Origin of the sequence: Hahella sp. CCB-MM4, from assembly GCF_002260525.1 — a bacterium.
Lineage (GTDB): Bacteria > Pseudomonadota > Gammaproteobacteria > Pseudomonadales > Oleiphilaceae > Hahella.
The window spans coordinates 520,088-540,307 of the sequence record NZ_MRYI01000003.1 but is presented as its reverse complement, the minus strand read 5'-3'; the positions used below and the strand labels follow the sequence as shown (position 1 = coordinate 540,307).

15 protein-coding genes are annotated in these 20,220 nt (G+C 49.5%); 13 read left to right on the top strand and 2 right to left on the bottom strand.

What is annotated here, in order from left to right; translation table 11 throughout:
* Nucleotides 1-82: 82 nt before the first annotated feature.
* On the top strand, nt 83-1,471 hold the full coding sequence (locus BTA51_RS09515) for a DNA repair ATPase (protein ID WP_094707193.1): 1,389 nt from the start codon (nt 83-85) through the stop codon (nt 1,469-1,471).
* Nucleotides 1,472-1,477: 6 nt separating this feature from the next.
* Entirely contained in the window at nt 1,478-2,416 is a 939-nt protein-coding gene (locus tag BTA51_RS09510; protein ID WP_168188113.1) for a 1-aminocyclopropane-1-carboxylate deaminase/D-cysteine desulfhydrase, read from the top strand.
* A 77-nt stretch (nt 2,417-2,493) separates the two neighbouring features.
* On the opposite strand, the gene BTA51_RS09505 is transcribed toward BTA51_RS09510, so the two are convergent.
* Nucleotides 2,494-3,447: a DUF1853 family protein gene (locus BTA51_RS09505; protein ID WP_168188112.1), complete on the bottom strand. Its 954-nt coding sequence runs from the start codon at nt 3,445-3,447 to the stop codon at nt 2,494-2,496.
* 139 nt (nt 3,448-3,586) lie between these two features.
* Between BTA51_RS09505 and BTA51_RS09500 the strand changes: the two genes are divergently transcribed.
* From BTA51_RS09500 to BTA51_RS09455, 10 genes are all read left to right on the top strand, one after another.
* Nucleotides 3,587-4,477, top strand: coding sequence for an NAD(+) kinase (locus tag BTA51_RS09500; protein ID WP_094707190.1), 891 nt, complete (start codon nt 3,587-3,589; stop codon nt 4,475-4,477).
* A 3-nt stretch (nt 4,478-4,480) separates the two neighbouring features.
* Nucleotides 4,481-5,491, top strand: a complete 1,011-nt coding sequence (locus BTA51_RS09495; protein ID WP_094707189.1) for a metallophosphoesterase — start codon at nt 4,481-4,483, stop codon at nt 5,489-5,491.
* A 14-nt stretch (nt 5,492-5,505) separates the two neighbouring features.
* Nucleotides 5,506-6,375, top strand: a complete 870-nt coding sequence (locus tag BTA51_RS09490) for a rhomboid family intramembrane serine protease (protein ID WP_094707188.1) — start codon at nt 5,506-5,508, stop codon at nt 6,373-6,375.
* A 333-nt stretch (nt 6,376-6,708) separates the two neighbouring features.
* Nucleotides 6,709-6,990 (top strand): YeaC family protein, encoded by a 282-nt coding sequence (locus BTA51_RS09485; RefSeq protein ID WP_094707187.1) that lies wholly within the window; start codon nt 6,709-6,711, stop codon nt 6,988-6,990.
* Between the two features lie 111 nt (nt 6,991-7,101).
* Nucleotides 7,102-7,947, top strand: a complete 846-nt coding sequence (locus BTA51_RS09480; RefSeq protein WP_094707186.1) for a DUF2797 domain-containing protein — start codon at nt 7,102-7,104, stop codon at nt 7,945-7,947.
* Between the two features lie 149 nt (nt 7,948-8,096).
* Nucleotides 8,097-10,718 (top strand): aminopeptidase N, encoded by a 2,622-nt coding sequence (gene pepN / locus BTA51_RS09475; RefSeq protein WP_094707185.1) that lies wholly within the window; start codon nt 8,097-8,099, stop codon nt 10,716-10,718.
* A gap of 318 nt (nt 10,719-11,036) precedes the next feature.
* Nucleotides 11,037-12,422: a DUF1329 domain-containing protein gene (locus tag BTA51_RS09470; protein WP_094707184.1), complete on the top strand. Its 1,386-nt coding sequence runs from the start codon at nt 11,037-11,039 to the stop codon at nt 12,420-12,422.
* A 252-nt stretch (nt 12,423-12,674) separates the two neighbouring features.
* On the top strand, nt 12,675-13,814 hold the full coding sequence (locus tag BTA51_RS09465; protein WP_094707183.1) for a YCF48-related protein: 1,140 nt from the start codon (nt 12,675-12,677) through the stop codon (nt 13,812-13,814).
* A 54-nt stretch (nt 13,815-13,868) separates the two neighbouring features.
* Nucleotides 13,869-16,259, top strand: a complete 2,391-nt coding sequence (locus BTA51_RS09460; protein WP_094707182.1) for an RND family transporter — start codon at nt 13,869-13,871, stop codon at nt 16,257-16,259.
* Between the two features lie 52 nt (nt 16,260-16,311).
* Entirely contained in the window at nt 16,312-17,280 is a 969-nt protein-coding gene (locus tag BTA51_RS09455; protein WP_094707181.1) for a TAXI family TRAP transporter solute-binding subunit, read from the top strand.
* Nucleotides 17,281-17,360: 80 nt separating this feature from the next.
* On the opposite strand, the gene BTA51_RS09450 is transcribed toward BTA51_RS09455, so the two are convergent.
* Nucleotides 17,361-18,107 (bottom strand): ParA family protein, encoded by a 747-nt coding sequence (locus BTA51_RS09450; RefSeq protein ID WP_094707180.1) that lies wholly within the window; start codon nt 18,105-18,107, stop codon nt 17,361-17,363.
* Nucleotides 18,108-18,263: 156 nt separating this feature from the next.
* Between BTA51_RS09450 and thrS the strand changes: the two genes are divergently transcribed.
* Nucleotides 18,264-20,195, top strand: a complete 1,932-nt coding sequence (thrS, locus tag BTA51_RS09445) for a threonine--tRNA ligase (RefSeq protein WP_094707179.1) — start codon at nt 18,264-18,266, stop codon at nt 20,193-20,195.
* Nucleotides 20,196-20,220: the final 25 nt, after the last annotated feature.

The following is a 20,220-nucleotide window of genomic DNA, read 5'->3' as shown; positions in this document are numbered from 1 at the left end:
AAGCGGGGCCAAAGGGAGTTTTAGTCATAGTTTATAGGTAGCGTCTACGGGTTGGATATTGTAGACAAGTCAGGAAATCGAAATGGCAAGGCCAAGTAAAGACGATTACGAAGCAGTTCTCTTTCTGGAGGATCAGTATGTCTCCAGACAAATGCGTTATAGCGAATTTGAAGCCATTCTTGACAATGTCGTGCCATTGAGTGATTTGGCGGATACTGAAATAAGCGCGGTGTATGTGCAGATGAATCAACAGCTGGCACCGCGGGCGTTAGTGTTTTTTAAACTCTATTTTGACGAAGAAGGGTTGGCAGACCCGGAGTGGAATGTTCCTTTAAAGCGGTTGGCTTCAATCTCCGGTTCAGGGCCTGATCTTGGTGGTGGTCCCATTCGATTGGCTTGTCGCAGCCAATGTGCAATTTCCTGGCATCAGCGGGATCTGTGGGATCCGGATATGCGTCCTGGGGGTAATGATTTTCAAGTGATTAAAAAGGCTTTGATTGAGAATCGCCTTGGCTTTGAATACGTGGCGATGGAAGACGATGATGTACCGGTTCTACAGGCTGAGCCAAAGCCTGCCAAACCAAGCAAACCTGCCAAGTCAGCCAAGCCCGCAGACGATGAAGATATTCCTGTGCTGATGCCGGAAGCCGTGTCAAAGCAGGCTGATGCGGAGGCGACACTCAAGGATCTGGAGCAGAAGCACCGACTTAAGCTGGCCAGAGTGCTCAAGGAGCAGCGTCTTCGGATAAAAACGCTTGCCAGCCAGCATCAGGCAGAAATCGAAGAGCTTACCCGTAAGTCCAGAATTGAGTCCCAGGCCCATAAAAACAAGCTGCAAGAGCTGGAGCAGAGCCTCAAGCAAACCAGGGTCTTGTACGAACAAACCAAGACTAAGTTGCAGAAAAGGAGCGATCAATTTCTTAATCTCCAGGACGAGATGACCAAGTACAGAAAGAAATTGGCGGTATTGGAAAAAGAACTGTCTGCGGCGCTGACCGGGGAAGAGGCCGAACGTCTGAAGCAGCGAATGGAAGGGGAGCTGACTATCCTCAAAGAGCAGTTGGACCGGCGTGAGGCAGAGATCTACTACCGGAATGAAAGGGAAGAGCAGTTGCGCATGGAAATCCAGAAACTGAAGGAAGATCTGGATAGCTCCGGAGACAGTCTGATGCTTAGTCGGCTGTCAGAGCTGGATGTGGTTTTTGTCGTGTATCATCCCGGTGCGGGCCATCTGACACTTCCTGTGCAGGATATTCAGCGTTACATGGACAATCCGCTTGGCTACGTTGCGGAGCGTTGCTCCGTATCTGAAGAGGTCTACAAGGAATGGCTGGATCATTATGAGAAGCCTTCCTGTGATTTCAAAGTACCTGGACGGGGAGTCTGCGGGAAGTCGGTAAACAGAATTGCGGCGCCTTCGGACTTTGTTCCCGGTGAAAGTAATCGTTGTGAAGAGCATCAGGTAGGTTGATTTCTGTTGCGCGATCCAGTTCCTGAAATCCACTCTGTCCCCCTGTCTGATGTAAACCGGTTCGGTCACGAGCTGTATGTCGTCAGAGGGGATCTCACCCATCCGGAAATCTCCGGCAATAAGTGGTACAAGCTGAAATATAACCTGCGGTCTGCCCGGGAGACTGGCGTGCGGGCTGTTCTGAGTTTTGGTGGGGCTCATTCAAATCATCTTCATGCGCTGGCTGCAGCAGGACGTGAGTATGGCCTGGATACCTTGGGAGTGGTGCGCGGCGACTGGAGGACCACTCTGACCGCGACTTTGCAGGATGCTGTAAGTTGGGGAATGCGTTTAATTCCAATATCCAACACAGATTATCGAAACCGCAATGACCGCGCTTGGGTCTCCGGACAACTTTCCGAATGGCTGTGTCGTTCAGATGTTTGTGAATCAGGTTTTCGTCCTGAAGAGGTGATGGTGATTCCTGAAGGGGGGAGTAACCTGGAAGGTGTTCGTGGTGTGCGGGACTGGGCGAGGGCGATTTATAGCAGATTTGCCGATCCTGTCACTCTGGTGATGCCGGTAGGCAGTGGTGGAACCATTGCAGGCTTTGCCGCAGAAGCGTCTCCACACCAGGTAATGGGAATTTCTGTCGTTAAGGACGATTCCCGGCCCCAATATGTTAACAGGCTGCTGTTGGGCGTTGGTGAAAAGCAGTCCGCCTGGGAAATCGTGACAGGCTTTGAAGGTAAAGGCTACGGAAAGTGGAGTCATGATCTTGTTGTGCGCTTGAATGATGTTTATGCCCAGACCGAAGTGCCGCTGGAACCGGTTTACAGTGGTAAAGCTTTTCAGGCGATGACTGCTCTGGCTGAAGCGGGCCGCATCACGACAAAGCAGATCGTGTTTGTTCATACCGGTGGCTTGCAGGGAGGTCGAAGTGTGCCGGAGCTGCGGTGGCTGTAGTGGATTGTGGTGGTAATGGATTTTGGTGGCAATGGATTGTGGTGATAATGGATTGTGGTGATAATGGATTGTGGCGGCTAAATGGACTGCGGCGGTAATGGATTGTAGCGACTAAAAGAGGTTAGCGGGCTCATCTCTAGTGACTCCACGGCCTTGTCCTGCCAGTGGTCGCTCACCACAAAAAAACGGGAAATTTCAGTCAACTCTTCTTTTGATTCAGGCTTCATGGCGGCAATCAACATCGGGCGTCCATTGGCCTCCAAAAGATGCTTTCGCAGCACAGAAAAATCCATCGTGTGGTCGACGCTGCTGCGGGCTCTGCTCAACCATCGGAGCTTGGGGAGTATCGCCCAGCGATCACTGATCGGCTCCAGTTGATGAATCGACTCTAAAGGCAACCATCTGCCAAATGCCGCCTCCGGATGGCAGAAAGCCGGTGCGGGGAGGTCGTCATTCAGAGGCTGAAACAGGTAGCCCTTCATCAAAATCTGCTTGGCAGGCGGTGTATTGATATCGAGTCTTTTTAATGTTTCTTGGCTTTCCCTTCGATCAGACAGGAGAATCTGCTGCTGAACCAGTTTGTGAAGTTTCAGGTCCAGTCGGTCGATGGAATTTGGACCAAACCAGGCACAATCCGCCGCGTTCAGTTTCTGGTCTGTATCGGCAGGAGCAGGCAGGCCAACCCCCAGGTAATATTTCACTGCAATTTCCTGATGAATAATGGCCTGGCTTGCCTTGTCCTGTAAAAGAAAGTCGAATTCTCCCAGCGTTCTTTTTTCGTCTGTCACCTGGAGTCCGTGGGCAAGTAGGCTGTGGGATTGGCTGTGCTCTATCGAAAAACGCCACAGGGTTTCAAAGTAGGGGCCGAGAAACCGGCTTTTCTGTTGCTTGACGGCCTCTGCCAGTCGTTGTGGGTCGACAGTCGATATGTCGATCAACGGTGTGTCCGCACCATACCCGGGAAGGTCAACTAATGATGGACTGTGGACTACCCAGTCGAGGTCTGCCAGGAATTGTTGTATATCGTGCAAGGTTAGGTCATGCCTGAGAATTGCTGAAAGATTACAGGATATTGGGAAGACCCTGTACGTGCAATCCTCTACAATGCGGCTGAAGTTGGTTACCATTAAGCAATGAACCACGTTTCGCTATAACAACCTAAGGGTATCTATGGAACAATTCAGAAACATTGGCCTGATCGGGCGAATGGGTAGCTCTCAGGTGGTGGACACCTTGAAGCGGCTTAAATCCTTCCTGTTTATGGAAGGGTATTCTGTGATTATCGAGGAGTCGACGGCCGCAGTCATGCCAGGCCATGGAGCCCAGGTTTCCAGCAAGAAATTGCTGGGGGAAATATGTGATCTGGTGATCGTTGTTGGTGGTGATGGAAGTCTTCTTGGTGCCGCTCGTGCACTGGCCGGTTCTAATGTTCCGGTGCTTGGTGTGAATCGCGGGCGTCTTGGCTTCCTGACCGATATCCTTCCCTCTGAAATTGAGGACCAGGTCGGCGAGGTTCTTAACGGCAAGTACATAGAAGAGTCCCGCTTTCTGCTGGATGCCTACGTCAAGCGCGATGGCGAGCCTATCGGTTACGGATGTGGTCTTAACGATATTGTGCTGCATCCGGGCAAGTCCACTCGAATGATCGGGTTTGATCTGTATATTGAGGGACAGTTTGTGAACAGTCAGCGTTCCGACGGCCTGATTGTGACTACCCCGACCGGATCGACAGCCTACGCGCTTTCTGCCGGCGGACCAATTATGCATCCCCGTCTGGATGCGGTGGCCCTGGTGCCCATGTTTCCACACACTTTGAGCAGTCGGCCGATTGTGGTGGACGGAAATAGTGAAATTAAAATCATCATAGGTGAATACAACGAAACCTACCCCCATGTTAGTTGTGATGGGCAGACACATATTACCTGTGCCCCGGGGGATACGGTGACTATCGGTAAAAAGCCCCAGAAATTGCGGTTGATTCATCCTATGAACCATAATTTCTATCAGATCTGCCGAGATAAACTGGGTTGGTCAAGTAGTAAGAATGACGGAGTGTACTGACGGATGTCTGAAGTAAAGATCGAGTCAGAATCAGAGCGTTTCAGCGGCTATGACTTCATTGGTGATGTTCATGGCTGTGCCAAGACGCTGGTGAGGCTGCTCGAAAATATGGACTACCGGAAAGTGAACGGGGTCTATCAACATAAAGACCGCCAGGCAATTTTTGTTGGTGATATTGTCGATCGGGGGCCTCGGATCAGAGAAGCTCTTCACCTGGTCAGAGATATGGTCGAGCATGGTGCTGCCCGTATCGTCATGGGGAATCATGAATACAATGCACTGGGATACTGCACGCTGGCACGGCCGGGAAGTAATAAGGCTTATTTACGTGAGCATACACCCAGGCATGAGCGAGTCATTCGGGAAACTCTGGAACAGTTTGCCAACTATGGTCATGAATGGAACCATTTCCTTGAATGGTTCATGACGTTGCCCATCCTGATTGATACGCCTGAGTTCCGTGTTGTTCATGCGTGCTGGGATCATGGCCTGATTGAGTCGTTTTTGCAGGCCCATCCTGACGCAGTTATCGATGAAGATTTCCTGCATGCGTCAACTGTCCGGGAAAGTTTTGCCGGGCATGTGATGGACCGCCTTTTACGTGGTACGGATATGCCTTTGCCGAAAGGCCTGGCAATGAAGAGTGGGGACGGGTATGTCCGCACATTTTTCCGCACCAAATTCTGGGCGGAAGACCCGGATACATATGATGATGTGGTGTTTCAGCCAGACGGCTTGCCAGAAGCCGTCAAGCATCGGCCATTGGCAGATAGTGAGCGTGAACGTCTGGTGTTTTACGGTCCTGAAGAGCCCCCATTGTTTGTCGGTCATTATTGGTTGTCCGGGCACCCGCGTCCGGTTCGGCAAAATATCGCCTGCCTGGATTACAGCGCCGTGAAATACGGTAAATTGGCGGCATATCGCATGAATGGTGAGCGGGTATTGAAGAAAGAAAATTTCGTCTGGGTGGATGTGTCCAGAGACATTTCACCGGAGGCGGGGCTGAGTTATTAGGGCCAGTTAACAGAATGGAAAAAGTTCTCGAGCTTGGGGTCGAAGTGGATATCGAGCCCCTCTACCGTTATTTACAATCACAAAGAGTTCCCGTTCAGATTTCTGAAGAGGCCGGTAAGCAGATTGTCTGGGTGCGCGACCCCAGTCTTCGCCCCATGGTTCTGGAAGCGGCCAAACGATATCTTCAGGATTCACAGCTGCAAGGGCAGGTGAAGGACTGGTTCGATGGTCGGCAGATCGCAAAGTGGTCGCCTTTATCACGATTTTCCGGTTACCCCACTATTCTGGTGTTGCTAGTCAGTCTGCTGGTGACGGCGGTATGGACCGGTTTTGGCGAGTTTGATTCTCACCGGTATTTTTTGTTTCTGGATCGCTACGCCTTTCCATTTCCCATGATGGCTTCTCCTATTGAGGGGCTTAAGTATCTATTGCAGGAAGGGGAGTACTGGCGTTTGATTGCCCCTGCATGGCTACATTGGGGAGTGATGCATTGGTTGTTTAACTCGCTAGGGGTGTGGGTCTTTGGCCGCAGCCTGGAGCGCTATCTGGGGCCGGTCGGCCTGCTTGTTCTGGTTTTCGTCAGCGCATTGATATCCAATGTCAGTCAGTTTGTGACCAGCGGACCTGGCTTCGCCGGTTTTTCCGGTGTGGTCTATGCCATGATCGGTGCTCATGCGGCTGGCTTGATGCTAGCTCCCAAGAAGCCGATCTGGGTGCATCAAAGCCTGGTGGTGTTAAGTGTTGCCTGGATGTTTATGGGGATTTTTGGATTGTCAGACCTGTTTGGTTTGCATCTGGCCAATATGGCTCACTTTATGGGATTTGTATGTGGGTTGATCGGTGTCGGGATTGTGTTGCTGGTGCGCAAAAGCAGTCAGGATTAAGCCGGAAGGTATCTCTTTGTCCTGGAAAAGATCCGTGGTTTCAGTTAAGGAAGCTGAAAAAATATGGAAGTTGAGGATAAAAAAACGAGGGCGGGGAAGTTGCCAGAAGAAACCGATGTGATGACGGTGACTCTGAACGGCGCAATTTCCGCCTGACCCTCTAATATGCTGTGAATACTCTGATGAGAGTTTGTGTGGGATCAAACACACAATGCAAATGATAATGATTTGCAATTGCAAGTCAACAGTTTTGTTTAAAATTTCCAAATTAAGGTTCAATAACGGCTGTGTGATATAGTCTCCAGCCTGTTTCAGCCCCTATCAGGAGAACGCATGTCTTTTGTTGAAGTCGCCAAAAACCTGACTCCCGAAGTCTACGAATCATTGAAGCGCTCCCTGGAGCTGGGGCGTTGGCCTGACGGAAGATCCTTAACGGCAGAGCAAAAGCAGATTTGCATGGACGCCATTATTGCTTATGAGTCCAGCAACAATGTCCCGGAAGAGCAAAGGGTTGGATATATTGCACGGGATAAGCCCACTCCTTGTGCCAGCAAATCTGAAAGCCAACCGGCTTCAGGCATATGGACTCCCGGTGATAGTGAAACCAGGCATTAAATAAGCCATGGCTTTACATGGACAATAGCTTTACATAAACAAATGAAATGGCGGGCCATGTGCTGAAATCGCCGGTCGGCGGTTTTGGTGCGGGTGCTAAGAGGTGATATTTTGACGGAAGCAGTGCAGGGTTGTCTGGAAAAGATGGGCAGCCATCTGAACGCAGACCCTGGTAAGCCAGTGGATTATCAGATGGTGATCGGGGAGCAGAAAGTTGACCTGAATCCCAGTCTTGGGAAAACCATCGAGTTGAAATTCAGTGGCAATATTTTTTGTTGCCACTGTGGGCGTAAGACCAATAAAAGCTTTAGTCAGGGATTCTGTTTCCCCTGCTTTAAAAAACTGGCTAGATGCGATTCCTGTATCATGAGCCCCGAAAAATGCCATTACTACGAAGGGACTTGTCGTGAGCCGGAGTGGGGAGAGACCTATTGCATGGTGCCCCACGTGGTATATCTAGCGAATTCTTCCGGGCTGAAAGTAGGCATTACCCGTCAAACCCAGATTCCCACTCGTTGGATCGATCAGGGGGCTGCCCAGGCTCTACCCATATTTCAAGTGCATAACCGGAGAATGTCAGGGCTGGTGGAAGATTTGTTCCGCTCTGAATTGAATGACCGTACGCATTGGCAGGCGATGTTGAAAGGGGAGCCGGAGCCGCTGAATCTGGCCGCAGAACGGGAGAGATTGTATGGTCTTTTTGATCAGAGGGTTTCACATCTGATTCAAACTGAGCAGGGAGCGGAAGTGACAAAACTTTTAGACACTGAGATGGTAGAAATCGCTTATCCTGTGCTGGAATACCCTGTTAAGGTAAAGAGTATTAATCCCGAAAAGACGCCCGAGATTGGTGGTACTTTGCTTGGTATAAAAGGGCAGTACCTTATTCTGGATACCGGGGTTATCAATATTCGTAAGTTCACGGCTTACGAAGCGGAGTTCAGGGCCATATTGTAAGGCCGGCCGCAGGTCGTAGATTTAAGTCAACTTAATGCTGAATAGCGCTTGGGAAGGTCGGTGTCTATCCAGCAGAAGCTATCGAATAAATGTGAACAGGCCCTGATGGGTGACCGTTACACAGCAACTTACAATTAGAAGATCTCAGCATGAAAGAAAGCCAGCCACGCACTATTTATTTGAAAGATTATCGTCCCCCCAATTTTATTATTGATGAAACTCATCTGAGGTTTCAGCTGTACGAAGACGGCGCCAGGGTGACTTCTCATCTTCATATCCGTCGTAATCCAGAAGCTGTCGATTTCCAGAATGTTCTTCGTCTTGATGGTGTGGAGTTGGAGTTGCAGCATCTGGTACTCGATGGAAGAGAGCTGCAGTCAAACGAGTATCAGCTTGATGATGAGGGGATTACCCTGGAGCGATTGCCCAAGGCGTTTGTACTGAATGTGGTGACCTGGATCAAGCCCCAGGAAAACACCTGTCTTGAAGGGCTGTATCGTTCCAGTTCCATGTTTTGTACTCAGTGTGAAGCGGAAGGATTCCGACGCATCACGTATTATCTTGACCGCCCTGACGTGATGTCGAAGTTTACCACGACCATTGAAGCTGAGAAGGCCCGCTATCCGGTACTTCTGTCAAATGGGAATCCCATAGAAAACGGAGAGTCGGAAGACCGCCACTGGATGACCTGGGAAGACCCGTTTAAGAAACCATGCTATCTGTTCGCATTAGTGGCCGGTGATCTCAAGTATGTTGAATCGCATTACAAGACCATGTCCGGACGTAATGTTCAGCTTCGTATCTATGTGGAGCCGCACGACCTCGAGAAGTGTGACCACGCAATGGATTCACTGAAGCGTTCCATGAAGTGGGATGAAGAGGTGTACGGGCGCGAGTACGATCTGGACATCTTTAATATTGTGGCGGTCAGTGATTTCAATATGGGGGCAATGGAAAACAAAGGATTGAATATTTTCAATTCCTCCTGTGTTCTGGCCAACCCTAAAACTGCAACAGATGCCACCTTCCAGAGAGTGGAAGCCATTGTTGCCCACGAGTATTTTCACAACTGGTCGGGTAACCGGGTGACATGCCGCGACTGGTTCCAGTTAAGCCTTAAGGAAGGCTTTACTGTTTTTCGTGATTCCGAGTTCTCTGCCGATATGCACTCCCATGCAGTAAAAAGGGTTGAAGACGTGAACCTGCTGCGTACTGCTCAGTTCGCAGAGGACGGTGGTCCTATGGCCCACTCGGTCCGCCCCGATTCCTATATGGAAATATCCAATTTCTACACCTTAACGGTGTATGAAAAAGGAGCGGAGGTCGTTCGTATGCTGCATACGCTGCTGGGGGCTGAAAAGTTCCGTGAGGGAACTGACCTCTATTTTGAGCGGCACGACGGCCAGGCGGTAACGACAGATGATTTTGTTGCCTGTATGGAGGAGGTCAGTCAACGGGATCTTTCGCAGTTTCGTCGTTGGTATACCCAATCAGGAACGCCGCGGGTTTCGGTGACGGATGAGTATGATGAAGAAAGACAGCAATATCGCCTGACGGTAAAACAGTCCTGTCCGCCAACTCCAGGACAGGATGTGAAAGAGCCTTTCCATATTCCTATGAAGCTGGGGTTGGTGGGTGATGATGGGAAGGATATTTCCATTCCCCACGATAATGGTGTCATAGAAATCACCGATTCTGAGCAGTCTTTCGATTTTCAGGATATTCCTTCAAGGCCGGTGCCTTCGCTGTTTCGACATTTTTCTGCGCCGGTGAAGATCGATTACAGCTATTCCCGGGATCAGTTAAGGTTCCTGATGTCCCATGACAGTGACGGATTTAACCGTTGGGATGCCGGCCAGCGTCTGGCGACCGGCGTGTTGAACGACATGGCTGAGGCAGCGCGGGCCGGAAATCAGATAAGCGTTGATCAGGCATACCTGGAGGCATTTTCGTCAGTTCTGGGAGATCGTGGTGACGATTATCCAATGCTTGCCAAAATGATGGCAGTGCCTACGTTGTCTTTCCTGGCAGAGCAAAGCGATACCATATATGTGGACGCTCTGGTGGCTGCCAGGGAAGGTTTGCAGCAACGTCTGGTAGACGAGTTTGAAACCGCTATCGTGGAGCGTTATCAGGAGTTGGCGAAATCCTGTGATAACGCCGGTACTGATAGCCGTTCGATGGGTACACGTTCCTATAAGAATGCTCTGCTGATGTTGCTGGCTTCAGGGAATGGAAAAATGCTGGATGAACTGGCCTATGAGCAGTTCTCGAAAGCGGAAAACATGACCGATGAGTTGTCGGCGCTGGCAGCGCTCGTAACAGCCAACAGTCCGCAGGCGACAACTGCGCTGGATAGCTTTTACCAGCGTTGGCATAAGGATGCCCTGGTGATGGAAAGCTGGTTCAGTGTCCAGGCCGGTAGTGAGGCATTCGGTAGTCTTGCCAAGATTGAGCAATTGACCGGGCATCCGCTGTTCTCAGAAAAGAACCCTAATAAGGTCAGGTCTGTCGTGGGAGTATTTGCCGGCCAGAACTGGAAACAGTTTCATCAGGCTGATGTCAGCGGCTATGAATTCCTAGCGGACTGGATATTGAAATTGAACAAATTGAATCCGCAAATCGCATCACGCCTGGTAACGCCGCTTACCCGCTGGAAACGATTTGAAAGTTCCAGAAGTGACGCGATGAAGAGCAGTCTGGAAAGGATCGCGCGCGAGCCGGCCCTGTCCAAGGATGTCTATGAAGTTGTAAGCAAGAGCCTTAAATAGGCTCTTTCTTGCGTCGATTTGTTAATAAATATCAATATTTGGTTACTAAAAGAATAGCTATTCTGATAGACAAACGCAGTTGCTTGGTTAAGCTATGGTGTATCAAGGCGTTGCAAGCATATCTGCGAGCATTTTTTCAAGAATACAGCCCTTGGTTTGTGAAGTATTCGCGGAATAAATGCGCAACTAAAAATAATAATTATTCGTCAAATAATAAAAAACTTTTACCATGGGTCCTTTGTCCCGGTGATTAATCCTGAGACACTGCCCCATAGGCCGAACACCCTGTAAAGACTTACGATCAGGATACACATGTCTATGAACCATAAAAAAATAATACTTGGTGGTCTGTTGGCATTTGCCCTTTCTACCACTACCAGTGTGCACGCTGCAGTATCCGCCGCCGAAGCGGCAAGACTGACAAAGGACCTGACACCGTTTGGAGCTATTAGGGATGGCAATGGAAAGGATATTCCGAAATGGACAGGAGGTATTACTGAGCCGCCAGCTGAGTACCAGCGGGCAGGACAGCATCATCCGGATCCATATAAATCGGATAAGCCTGTCGCCACGATTACCGCACAGAACATGGATAGTTACAGCCCATATCTGACTGAGGGGCTGAAAGCTCTATTCCGAACTTATCCCACCACCTTTAAGGTTCCTATTTACGAAACTCGTCGATCACACTCTGCGCCTGAGTGGGTTTATAAAAACACCTTTGAAAATGCTACCCGTGCTGTTTTGGGCAAAGATGGTAATGGTATTTCCGGTGCCTATGGCGGTATCCCATTTCCTATTCTGCATGAGTCGAATGAACGTCAGGCTCTGGAAGCTATCTGGAATCATCTGACCCGGTGGCGCGGTATCTTCGTCACCCGTCGGGCTGCCGAAGCGGCAATTCAACGGAATGGTGAGTACAGCCTGGTGAATTCCCAGCAGGAAGTCTTCTGGAATATGTACAATCCGGAGATTGATGAAAAGGGGCTGAAGAACACGCTGTTCTACTATCTGTCCTTCACTATTTCACCGGCGCGCCTCGCCGGTGGCGCTGTGTTGGTCCATGAAACGCTGGATCAGGTAAAAGAACCTCGCCAAGCCTGGGGTTACAATGCCGGTCAGCGCCGGGTGAGACGTGCTCCGAACCTAGCCTATGATTCACCTATCGCAGGTGCTGATAACCTAAGAACGGCCGATGACACCGATATGTTTAACGGTGCACCTGATCGATATGACTGGAAATATGTCGGCCTGAAGGAAATGTATATTCCTTACAACAGTTACGAGTCCGCGCAGGCCGGTCTGAAATACTCTGACCTTTTGGGTATTTCTCACGTTAATCCGACCTATACCCGCTTTGAAAAACACCGGGTTCATGTGGTGGAGGCCAATCTGAAAAAAGGCGCACGCCATATCTATTCCAAACGGGTTTTCTACATTGACGAGGACAGCTGGAATATCGCTCTGATTGACCAGTATGACGGTCGCGGGGATCTGTGGCGTGTCAGCATGGCGTTGCTGAAGAACTATTATGAGTTGCCCGGTACCTGGACAGCTCTGGATGTGTTCTATGATCTGCAGGCCCGACGTTATCACGTCCAGGGTTTGGATACCGAGGAACGCTCCACACTGGTATTCACCGATGAAGTACCTGATCGCCGGTATTTCAGTCCGCAGTCGCTACGCCGTCGTGGTAAGCGCTGATACTTTCTATAGAGTCCTGACTGTTCTATAGAGTCCTGACTGTTATGGAATGATGCAAAGCCACTGATTATTGGTGAAAAATAACAGGCTTATCTACCTGGATAAGCTTGTTATTGTATGGGCTTTTACTATCTTTTCTAGTGAGCGATCAGAAGCTTGAGTGGGATTTCATGCGCTCGCTTAGCCAGCCTGTGGCTGGATTCTACCTACAAAAAATTTATAACAACTACGCTAACACAAAGGCTGAATGGAATGAGGTATATAAAACCATTACGAAATCTCCTCGCTGTATGTGCACTTGGTCTGTCAATTGGAGTTGCTGGAGCCCAGGACCGGGATGTGCTTGAGACTCCGGCCATGGATACCGAACATGCCACTGAAACGTTGCTGCTGGATGTCACCAGTGCAGGCAATCGGTTGGTCGCAGTAGGTCAGCGTGGTCACATTATATATTCCGATGATGACGGTAAGAGCTGGAGTCAGGCTTCTGTCCCGGTGTCGGTGTTAATGACGGCAGTTTATTTTACCGATGAAAAGAACGGTTGGTCTGTTGGTCATGGAGCCATCATTCTTCATACCGTGGATGGAGGGCAGACCTGGGTCAAGCAGTTCGATGGTAAGGCGGCTAATGAGATGGTCATTGCCCAGGCTCAGAACAAGGTCGCCAGGATCGAAAAAGAGATGGACTCAGCAGATGAAGCTAATTTGTCTGACCTGGAATTCCAACTTGAGGAAGCCCAGTACGCATTGGAAGATGCCGAGTTCGATGCTGATATCGGTCCGAGTAAGCCGCTACTCGATGTCTGGTTCCGGGATAGCCAGGTAGGCTTTGTTGTTGGGGCATATGGGTTTTTCTTTAAAACCGTAGACGGTGGCCAAACCTGGAGCAACTGGGGGGCAAGGCTCGATAATCCGGAGCGCTTTCACCTGAACTCAATTAATCAGATCACCGGTGGCGCTCTGTTTATCGTCGGGGAGGCCGGTATTGTTCATCGTTCCACAGACTTGGGTGAAACTTGGGAAATGCTTGAGAGCCCCTATGATGGGTCGCTATTTGGTGTAAGTGGCAACGGCAACGTGAATGAGGTCCTGGTATACGGGCTGCGTGGTCACCTATTTTATTCGCAGGATGTTGGGGAGTCTTGGGAGCAGGTCGGTACCGATGCTGATCAGACAATTATGGCCGTCGCTATTGGTGATAAAGGGCAGTTGGCTGTGGTGGGTAATTCAGGATTGATGATGCTTAGCGATAACTATGGTGAGACATTCCGGATGCATACCCGTGACGACCGTCTGGCATTGCTGGGAGCCAGATTTTTGCCTTCTGACCGGCTGCTGCTTGTTGGAGAGGGCGGCGTTAGCGTGATTCGCGGCATTAGCAAATTGAACTAAGTAATTATTCGATCACTACCCAATAAAAAATTCTTAATGACAGGGGAAACCTGAATGTCGAACAAGTTACATGATCAGGGTGATCATTTTATCCTGACCCCAAAGGCAGAGCCTTGGCTGGAGCGGCTGGTCTTTAATAATCGCCTATTTATCCTGGTTGCCTTTCTGTGTATTACCGCCTATCTGGCGTACAGTGCTTCACAAATCAAACCTGACGCCAGTTTTGAGCGTCTCATTCCGCTTGAGCATCCCTATATTCAGAATATGCTGGCCAACAGGGATGACCTGCAGAACCTTGGTAACTCAATCCGTATTGCGGTTGAGGCTAACGAAGGGACAATATTCGATGAACGCTACATGGACACCCTGAAGCAGATCACCGATGAGGTGTTCTATCTGAGCGGGGTTGACAGGTCTGGTGTGAAATCGCTCTGGACGCCAAACGTTCGTTGGGTGGAAGTCACCGAAGAAGGGTTTCAGGGCGGCACCGTTATTCCAGATGGGTACAGCGGAGACAAGAGAAGCCTTGATGATCTTCGCCAGAATATCCTTCGTTCCGGTGAGGTAGGAAGTCTGGTGGCTGACAACTTCAAGTCCACGATCATTTACGCACCCCTTCTGGAAGTGGATCCCGAAACAGGAAAGTCGCTGGATTACAAAGCCTTCTCTCAGGAACTGGAAGCCAAAATCAGGGATAAATATCAGGCCCAGAATCCCAAAATCAGCATTCACGTCATCGGTTTTGCGAAAAAAGTTGGTGATCTCATCGAGGGTATCGGAGCCATCGCCAAGTTTGCGGCAATTACCGTGGTTCTAACGTTAGTGTTGCTCTTCGGGTATTCCCGTTGCTGGTCCGGTACCCTGACGCCCATATTCGCTTCCATTGTGGCGGTGATCTGGCAGCTTGGTATTCTGCGTCTGCTGGGGTACGGGCTGGACCCATATTCTGTGCTGGTACCGTTCCTGGTGTTTGCCATCGGGATCAGTCACGGGGTGCAGATAGTCAATGCCATGACCTTGGAGTCCGCTCGTGGTTTCGACGCGATGACCTCGGCCAGGTTGGCTTTCAGGGGGCTTTATATTCCAGGCATGCTGGCGTTGGTGAGTGATGCCATGGGCTTTCTCACGCTCCTGTTCATCAAAATAGATGTTATAAAAGATCTTGCTGTGGCAGCCAGTATCGGCGTTGCGGTGATCATTATTACCAACCTTGTTTTGCATCCCATCATTCTCTCTTATGTCGGGATCAGTAAAAGTGGTATTCGCTACGTCCAGAAAAGCGATGAGAAATCAGATCGCAAGTGGCATTGGATGTCTTATTTTGCGCATCCGTCTGTAGCGCCGATTTCTATCATGATTGCGCTGGTGGGTACCGGTCTGGGGTATTACTACAAGCAGGATCTGAAGATCGGAGATCTGGACAGAGGAGCTCCCGAGCTGAGACCGGAGAGTCGTTACAATATGGATAACGACTACATTATTGGTAATTACAGTACCAGCTCAGATATTCTGGTTGTGATGGTAAAAACCGGAACTGAGAAGTGCTCCAGTTATCCTGTTATGAAAGCGATGGATCACCTGCAATGGACGCTTGAAAACACCTCGGGTGTGGAATCTACAGCTTCATTGGTGACGGTATCCAAGATCGTGACCAAGGCGCTTAATGAGGGGAACTTCAAATGGTATGAGCTGTCTCGCAATCAGCAGATTATCAACTCCTCGATTCAGCGTGCGCCATCCGGCCTGATCAATTCTGATTGTAGTCTGACGCCGCTGGTAGCCTTCCTGGAAGATCACAAGGCGGAGACACTGCAGCGGGTCGTGGATGTGGTGGAAAAATATGCTGCTGAAAATAACACTGAGGACTTCCAGTTTCTTTTAGGTGCCGGAAATGCCGGGGTGGATGCGGCGACCAATCAGGTGATATCGAAAGCAAAAGACATGATGCTGATATTTGTATATGCGGTGGTCAGTCTTTTGTGCTTTATTACGTTCCGATCTCTCAGGGCGGTTGCCTGTATCGTGATTCCGTTGGGGCTTACCTCTGTCTTGTGTGAAGCGCTAATGGCGCAAATGGGAATCGGCATCAAGGTGGAAACCTTGCCGGTAATCGCTTTGGGTGTCGGTATCGGCGTAGATTACGGTATTTACATCTTTACCAAATTCGAGCATTACCTGCTTGAAGGTAAGACGTTACAGTCCGCATACTTTGAGACTCTGCGTTCTACTGGTAAAGCGGTTATGTTTACCGGTATTACGCTGGCGATCGGTGTGTGTACGTGGATTTTCTCCCCCATTAAGTTTCAGGCTAATATGGGGCTGTTACTATTCTTTATGTTCCTGTGGAACATGGTGGGAGCTCTCTGGTTGCTGCCGGCGCTGGCACGCTTCCTGTTGAATCCTGAGAAGATGGTGGCCAAAGCCAGGGCGGCTGAGGCAATATAATCAGGGAATTAATTAGAACCTAAAAATGCTTGTAACTGGTGGTAGTGACGTAATGAAGCGAATCGTCATTGGTGTCATATTCGTATTGCTTGGTATGCCATGGAAAGCGTTGGCTGCGGATGTGACCCATGTCACTATCGCCACGGGCAACGAAACCGGGGTTTATTTTCCGGCCGGCGGTGCCATATGCCGGCTGGTAAACAAAAACAGTAAGGAAAACGGGTTTCGTTGTTATGTGGAAAGCACGGAAGGCTCTCCCTTCAACTTAAGAGCATTGAGGTCCGGGGAAGTGGACTTCGCTGTGGTCCAGTCGGACTGGCAGTATCATGCTTACTATGGTTCAAGCATCTTTAAGGAGGATGGGCCGGACAAAAATCTACGTTCGGTATTCGCCATTCATCCGGAAGCATTCACTGTTGTTGCCAGAGCTGACGCCAAAATCAAATCCTTTGAGGACATCAAAGGAAAGCGCGTTAATGTGGGCAGTGAGGGAACAGGGCAGAGAAGTACGCTGGAAGTATTAATGAAGGCCTATGGATGGACTTTTAGCGACTTCAAAGAGGCCAGGGAAATCAAAGCCATTGAACAGCCGCGTGCACTTTGCTCCAATGATATTGATGTCATGCTCTATGTGGTGGGGCATCCCAGTGGTGCTGTTAAAGAGGCAACAACCCTTTGTGATAGCGTACTGGTTCCCGTTAAAGGTCCCCAGGTGGATAAACTGATCAAGTCCAACACCTATTATCGGCATGCGACGATTCCCATGGGAATGTACCGGGGGACAGACTACGTCGTTGATACCTTCGGGGTCGGTGCGACCTTTGTCACCTCATCTGAAACCTCTGATGAAGTTGTGTATGCCGTGGTAAAAGCCGTGTTCGAGAACTTTGATTTGTTTCGGCGGCTGCATCCGGCGCTTGCCAATCTAAAGAAAGAGCAGATGGTGCTGGATAGTTTGACAGCGCCACTGCATCCCGGCGCGGAGAAATACTACCGGGAAATCGGGTTGCTTAATCAGTAGCTGCTATTTATTAGTGGCTTCTATTTATTAATAGGCCCCTAGTCAAATACCTCCGAGAATATCGACCCTCAAGCCGGCGGTTAAGATCGCTGCTTGAGTTTCTTGTTCAGGTTGTCCCACAAGAGTTGATAGGCCAGATTGCCGACGCTGCGAAAAGCGAATTCTCCCACCGGAGCCCGATATTCGCCCATCTTTTCAATATCACTGCAATATGGGATATAGCCCAGTGGGCGCTTGCCAATGAGTTTTTGGCATTTGTCTGAAAACTCCCTGTGCAGGTTCTTGCGTCGGTCAATCATGGTCAGGACCGGGAATAGCTTGTCGATGGAAATCCCTTTTTCCCCCATGATTTCTTCCATATTTCGGTAAGTCTCAAAGGATAGGTGTGTCGGAACCGCTGGAGCCAGAACCAGATCGCTGGCCGAGAGGACCTCTAATGCCAGTTCTGATAGGGAAGGTGGGCAATCCAGAATAATGACCTGGTATATTTCCCCAAGCGCGGACAGCCATTGCCTGACGGGGTTCCCTTTGGTATTCGAAAGCAACACATCAAGATTGCGATAAGATAGGTCGGAAGGAATGATGTCCAGATTGCTGAAAGGGGATTCATGGATAAGTTCCGAGAGTGGCACTTTATCTTTAACCAGCTTGGTGACCTTAAGCTTCTTTTTCTGACTGGTATTGAAATACCAGCTGGCAGCGGCCTGGGCGTCAAGATCCCACAACAAGGTCCTGTAGCCCTGTCCTGCGCTGTAGTATGCCAGATTAACTGCAGTGGCTGTTTTCCCCACGCCCCCTTTCAGGTTGTATATGGCCACGACTTTCATTGACTGCCATGCTCCTTGGTAGCTGTTTTATAATGTAATTTTCCCAAGAATACTCTCTGGGAATAGTATCTCAACTTTTAAGTTGGTAGAATCACCAGCCCATTTTTTAACGACAAGTGATCTTTGGTACGGATCACCACTGTATAGGAAACGATTATGCCTGTAATTACCCTACCTGACGGAAGCCAACGCGAATTTGCCAATTCTGTTTCTGTACTGGACGTTGCCAATGATATCGGCCCTGGTCTGGCCAAGGCAGCTCTGGCTGGAAAAGTGGATGGAACGCTGGTTGATACCTCTTATGTCATTGAAAATGACACCCAGCTGGCCATTATCACAGAAAGGGATCAGGATGGGGTGGATGTTATTCGTCACTCCTGTGCCCATTTGCTTGCCATGGCAGTTAAAGAACTGTTTCCTTCGGCGCAAGTGACTATCGGTCCAGTCATTGAGGACGGATTTTACTACGATTTCGCTTTTGAACGGCCGTTCACTCCAGATGATCTGGCTAAAATCGAAGCGCGAATGAAAGAACTGTCAGATGCGGACTTTGCTGTCAGTCGTTCTCTCATGTCCCGGGACGAGGCCGTTGAGCTGTTCCGTAAGATGGGGGAGGACTATAAGGTCGAAATCATTAAGGATATCCCGTCAGAACAGAATCTGTCTTTCTATTCCCAGGGTGACTTTATTGATCTCTGTCGTGGCCCTCACGTACCCAGCACCGGCAAGATCAAAGCCTTCAAGTTGACCAAGGTAGCGGGTGCCTATTGGCGCGGAGACTCCAATAATGCGATGCTGCAGCGTATCTACGGTACTGCCTGGGGCAACAAAAAAGATTTGAAAGCCTATCTTCATCGTATTGAAGAGGCTGAAAAGCGTGACCACCGTAAAATTGGCAAGAAGCTTAACCTGTTCCATATGCAGGAAGAAGCTCCTGGTATGGTGTTCTGGCATTCAGATGGCTGGACTCTGTATCAGGCGGTAGAACAGTACATGCGTGCTCAGCAGCGTAAGCATGGATACAAGGAGATCAAGACTCCCCAGGTAGTTGAGAGAACTCTGTGGGAAAAATCCGGCCATTGGGAAAAGTTTCGTGAGGACATGTTTACAACTCAGTCCGAAGATCACGATTTCGCAATTAAACCAATGAACTGTCCTTGTCACATTCAGGTGTTCAATCAGGGGCTCCGGAGCCATAAGGATCTTCCCCTGAGACTGGCTGAGTTCGGTTCCTGCCATAGGAACGAAGCATCCGGTGCGCTGCATGGTTTGATGCGCGTCCGTGGATTTACCCAGGATGATGCCCATATCTTCTGTACTGAAGACCAGATTCAGGCTGAGGTAAGTCGCTTTATCGATTTCCTGCACGAAGTGTATGAAGATTTCGGTTTTAACGAGATCATTTACAAGCTTTCAACCCGTCCGGAAAAACGTGTGGGTTCTGATGAAAGTTGGGATAAGGCAGAGAAAGCTTTGGCAGATGCTCTGGATGCCAAAGAGTTGCCATGGGATGAGCTGCCCGGCGAAGGTGCTTTCTATGGTCCAAAAGTCGAGTTCTCGCTGAAAGATTGCCTGGGTCGACTTTGGCAGTGCGGCACTATTCAGGTAGATTTTTCTATGCCTGGCAGACTGGGTGCAAAATATGTTGCTGACGATCAGAGCCGAAAAGTGCCGGTAATGTTGCACCGTGCCATTTTGGGATCGTTTGAAAGATTTATCGGAATTTTGATCGAAAACTATGAGGGGGCTTTCCCGACTTGGCTGGCTCCAAATCAGGTTGCGGTGCTCAATATTACCGATAATCAGGCCGAATATTGTAAAAAAGTTGCAGAAATGCTCAATGAAGAGGGCTTTAGGGCACATCTGGACTTGAGAAACGAGAAGATCGGCTTTAAAATTCGCGAGCATACTTTGAACAAAGTGCCCTATCTAGTCGTAATCGGCGATAAAGAAGTAGAAGCACAAACACTAGCTATCCGGACTCGCCAGGGAGAAGACCTTGGAACGATGTCCTTTTCTGCGTTTTCAGAAATGCTTAAAGAGAAAGTAGCATTACGCAGTCGGAGCCAAATATCCGAGGGGGAATAATTTCCCCTCGGTAAAGAAAGTCTGA

What these genes read in the sequence shown, in the direction of transcription:
- BTA51_RS09515 (WP_094707193.1), top strand. Translation starts at nt 83, where the DNA reads ATGGCAAGGCCAAGTAAAGACGATTACGAAGCAGTTCTCTTTCTGGAG.
- BTA51_RS09500 (WP_094707190.1), top strand. Translation starts at nt 3,587, where the DNA reads ATGGAACAATTCAGAAACATTGGCCTGATCGGGCGAATGGGTAGCTCT.
- BTA51_RS09495 (WP_094707189.1), top strand. Translation starts at nt 4,481, where the DNA reads ATGTCTGAAGTAAAGATCGAGTCAGAATCAGAGCGTTTCAGCGGCTAT.
- BTA51_RS09490 (WP_094707188.1), top strand. Translation starts at nt 5,506, where the DNA reads ATGGAAAAAGTTCTCGAGCTTGGGGTCGAAGTGGATATCGAGCCCCTC.
- BTA51_RS09485 (WP_094707187.1), top strand. Translation starts at nt 6,709, where the DNA reads ATGTCTTTTGTTGAAGTCGCCAAAAACCTGACTCCCGAAGTCTACGAA.
- pepN (WP_094707185.1), top strand. Translation starts at nt 8,097, where the DNA reads ATGAAAGAAAGCCAGCCACGCACTATTTATTTGAAAGATTATCGTCCC.
- BTA51_RS09470 (WP_094707184.1), top strand. Translation starts at nt 11,037, where the DNA reads ATGAACCATAAAAAAATAATACTTGGTGGTCTGTTGGCATTTGCCCTT.
- BTA51_RS09465 (WP_094707183.1), top strand. Translation starts at nt 12,675, where the DNA reads ATGAGGTATATAAAACCATTACGAAATCTCCTCGCTGTATGTGCACTT.
- BTA51_RS09460 (WP_094707182.1), top strand. Translation starts at nt 13,869, where the DNA reads ATGTCGAACAAGTTACATGATCAGGGTGATCATTTTATCCTGACCCCA.
- BTA51_RS09455 (WP_094707181.1), top strand. Translation starts at nt 16,312, where the DNA reads ATGAAGCGAATCGTCATTGGTGTCATATTCGTATTGCTTGGTATGCCA.
- BTA51_RS09450 (WP_094707180.1), bottom strand. Translation starts at nt 18,107, where the DNA reads ATGAAAGTCGTGGCCATATACAACCTGAAAGGGGGCGTGGGGAAAACA.
- thrS (WP_094707179.1), top strand. Translation starts at nt 18,264, where the DNA reads ATGCCTGTAATTACCCTACCTGACGGAAGCCAACGCGAATTTGCCAAT.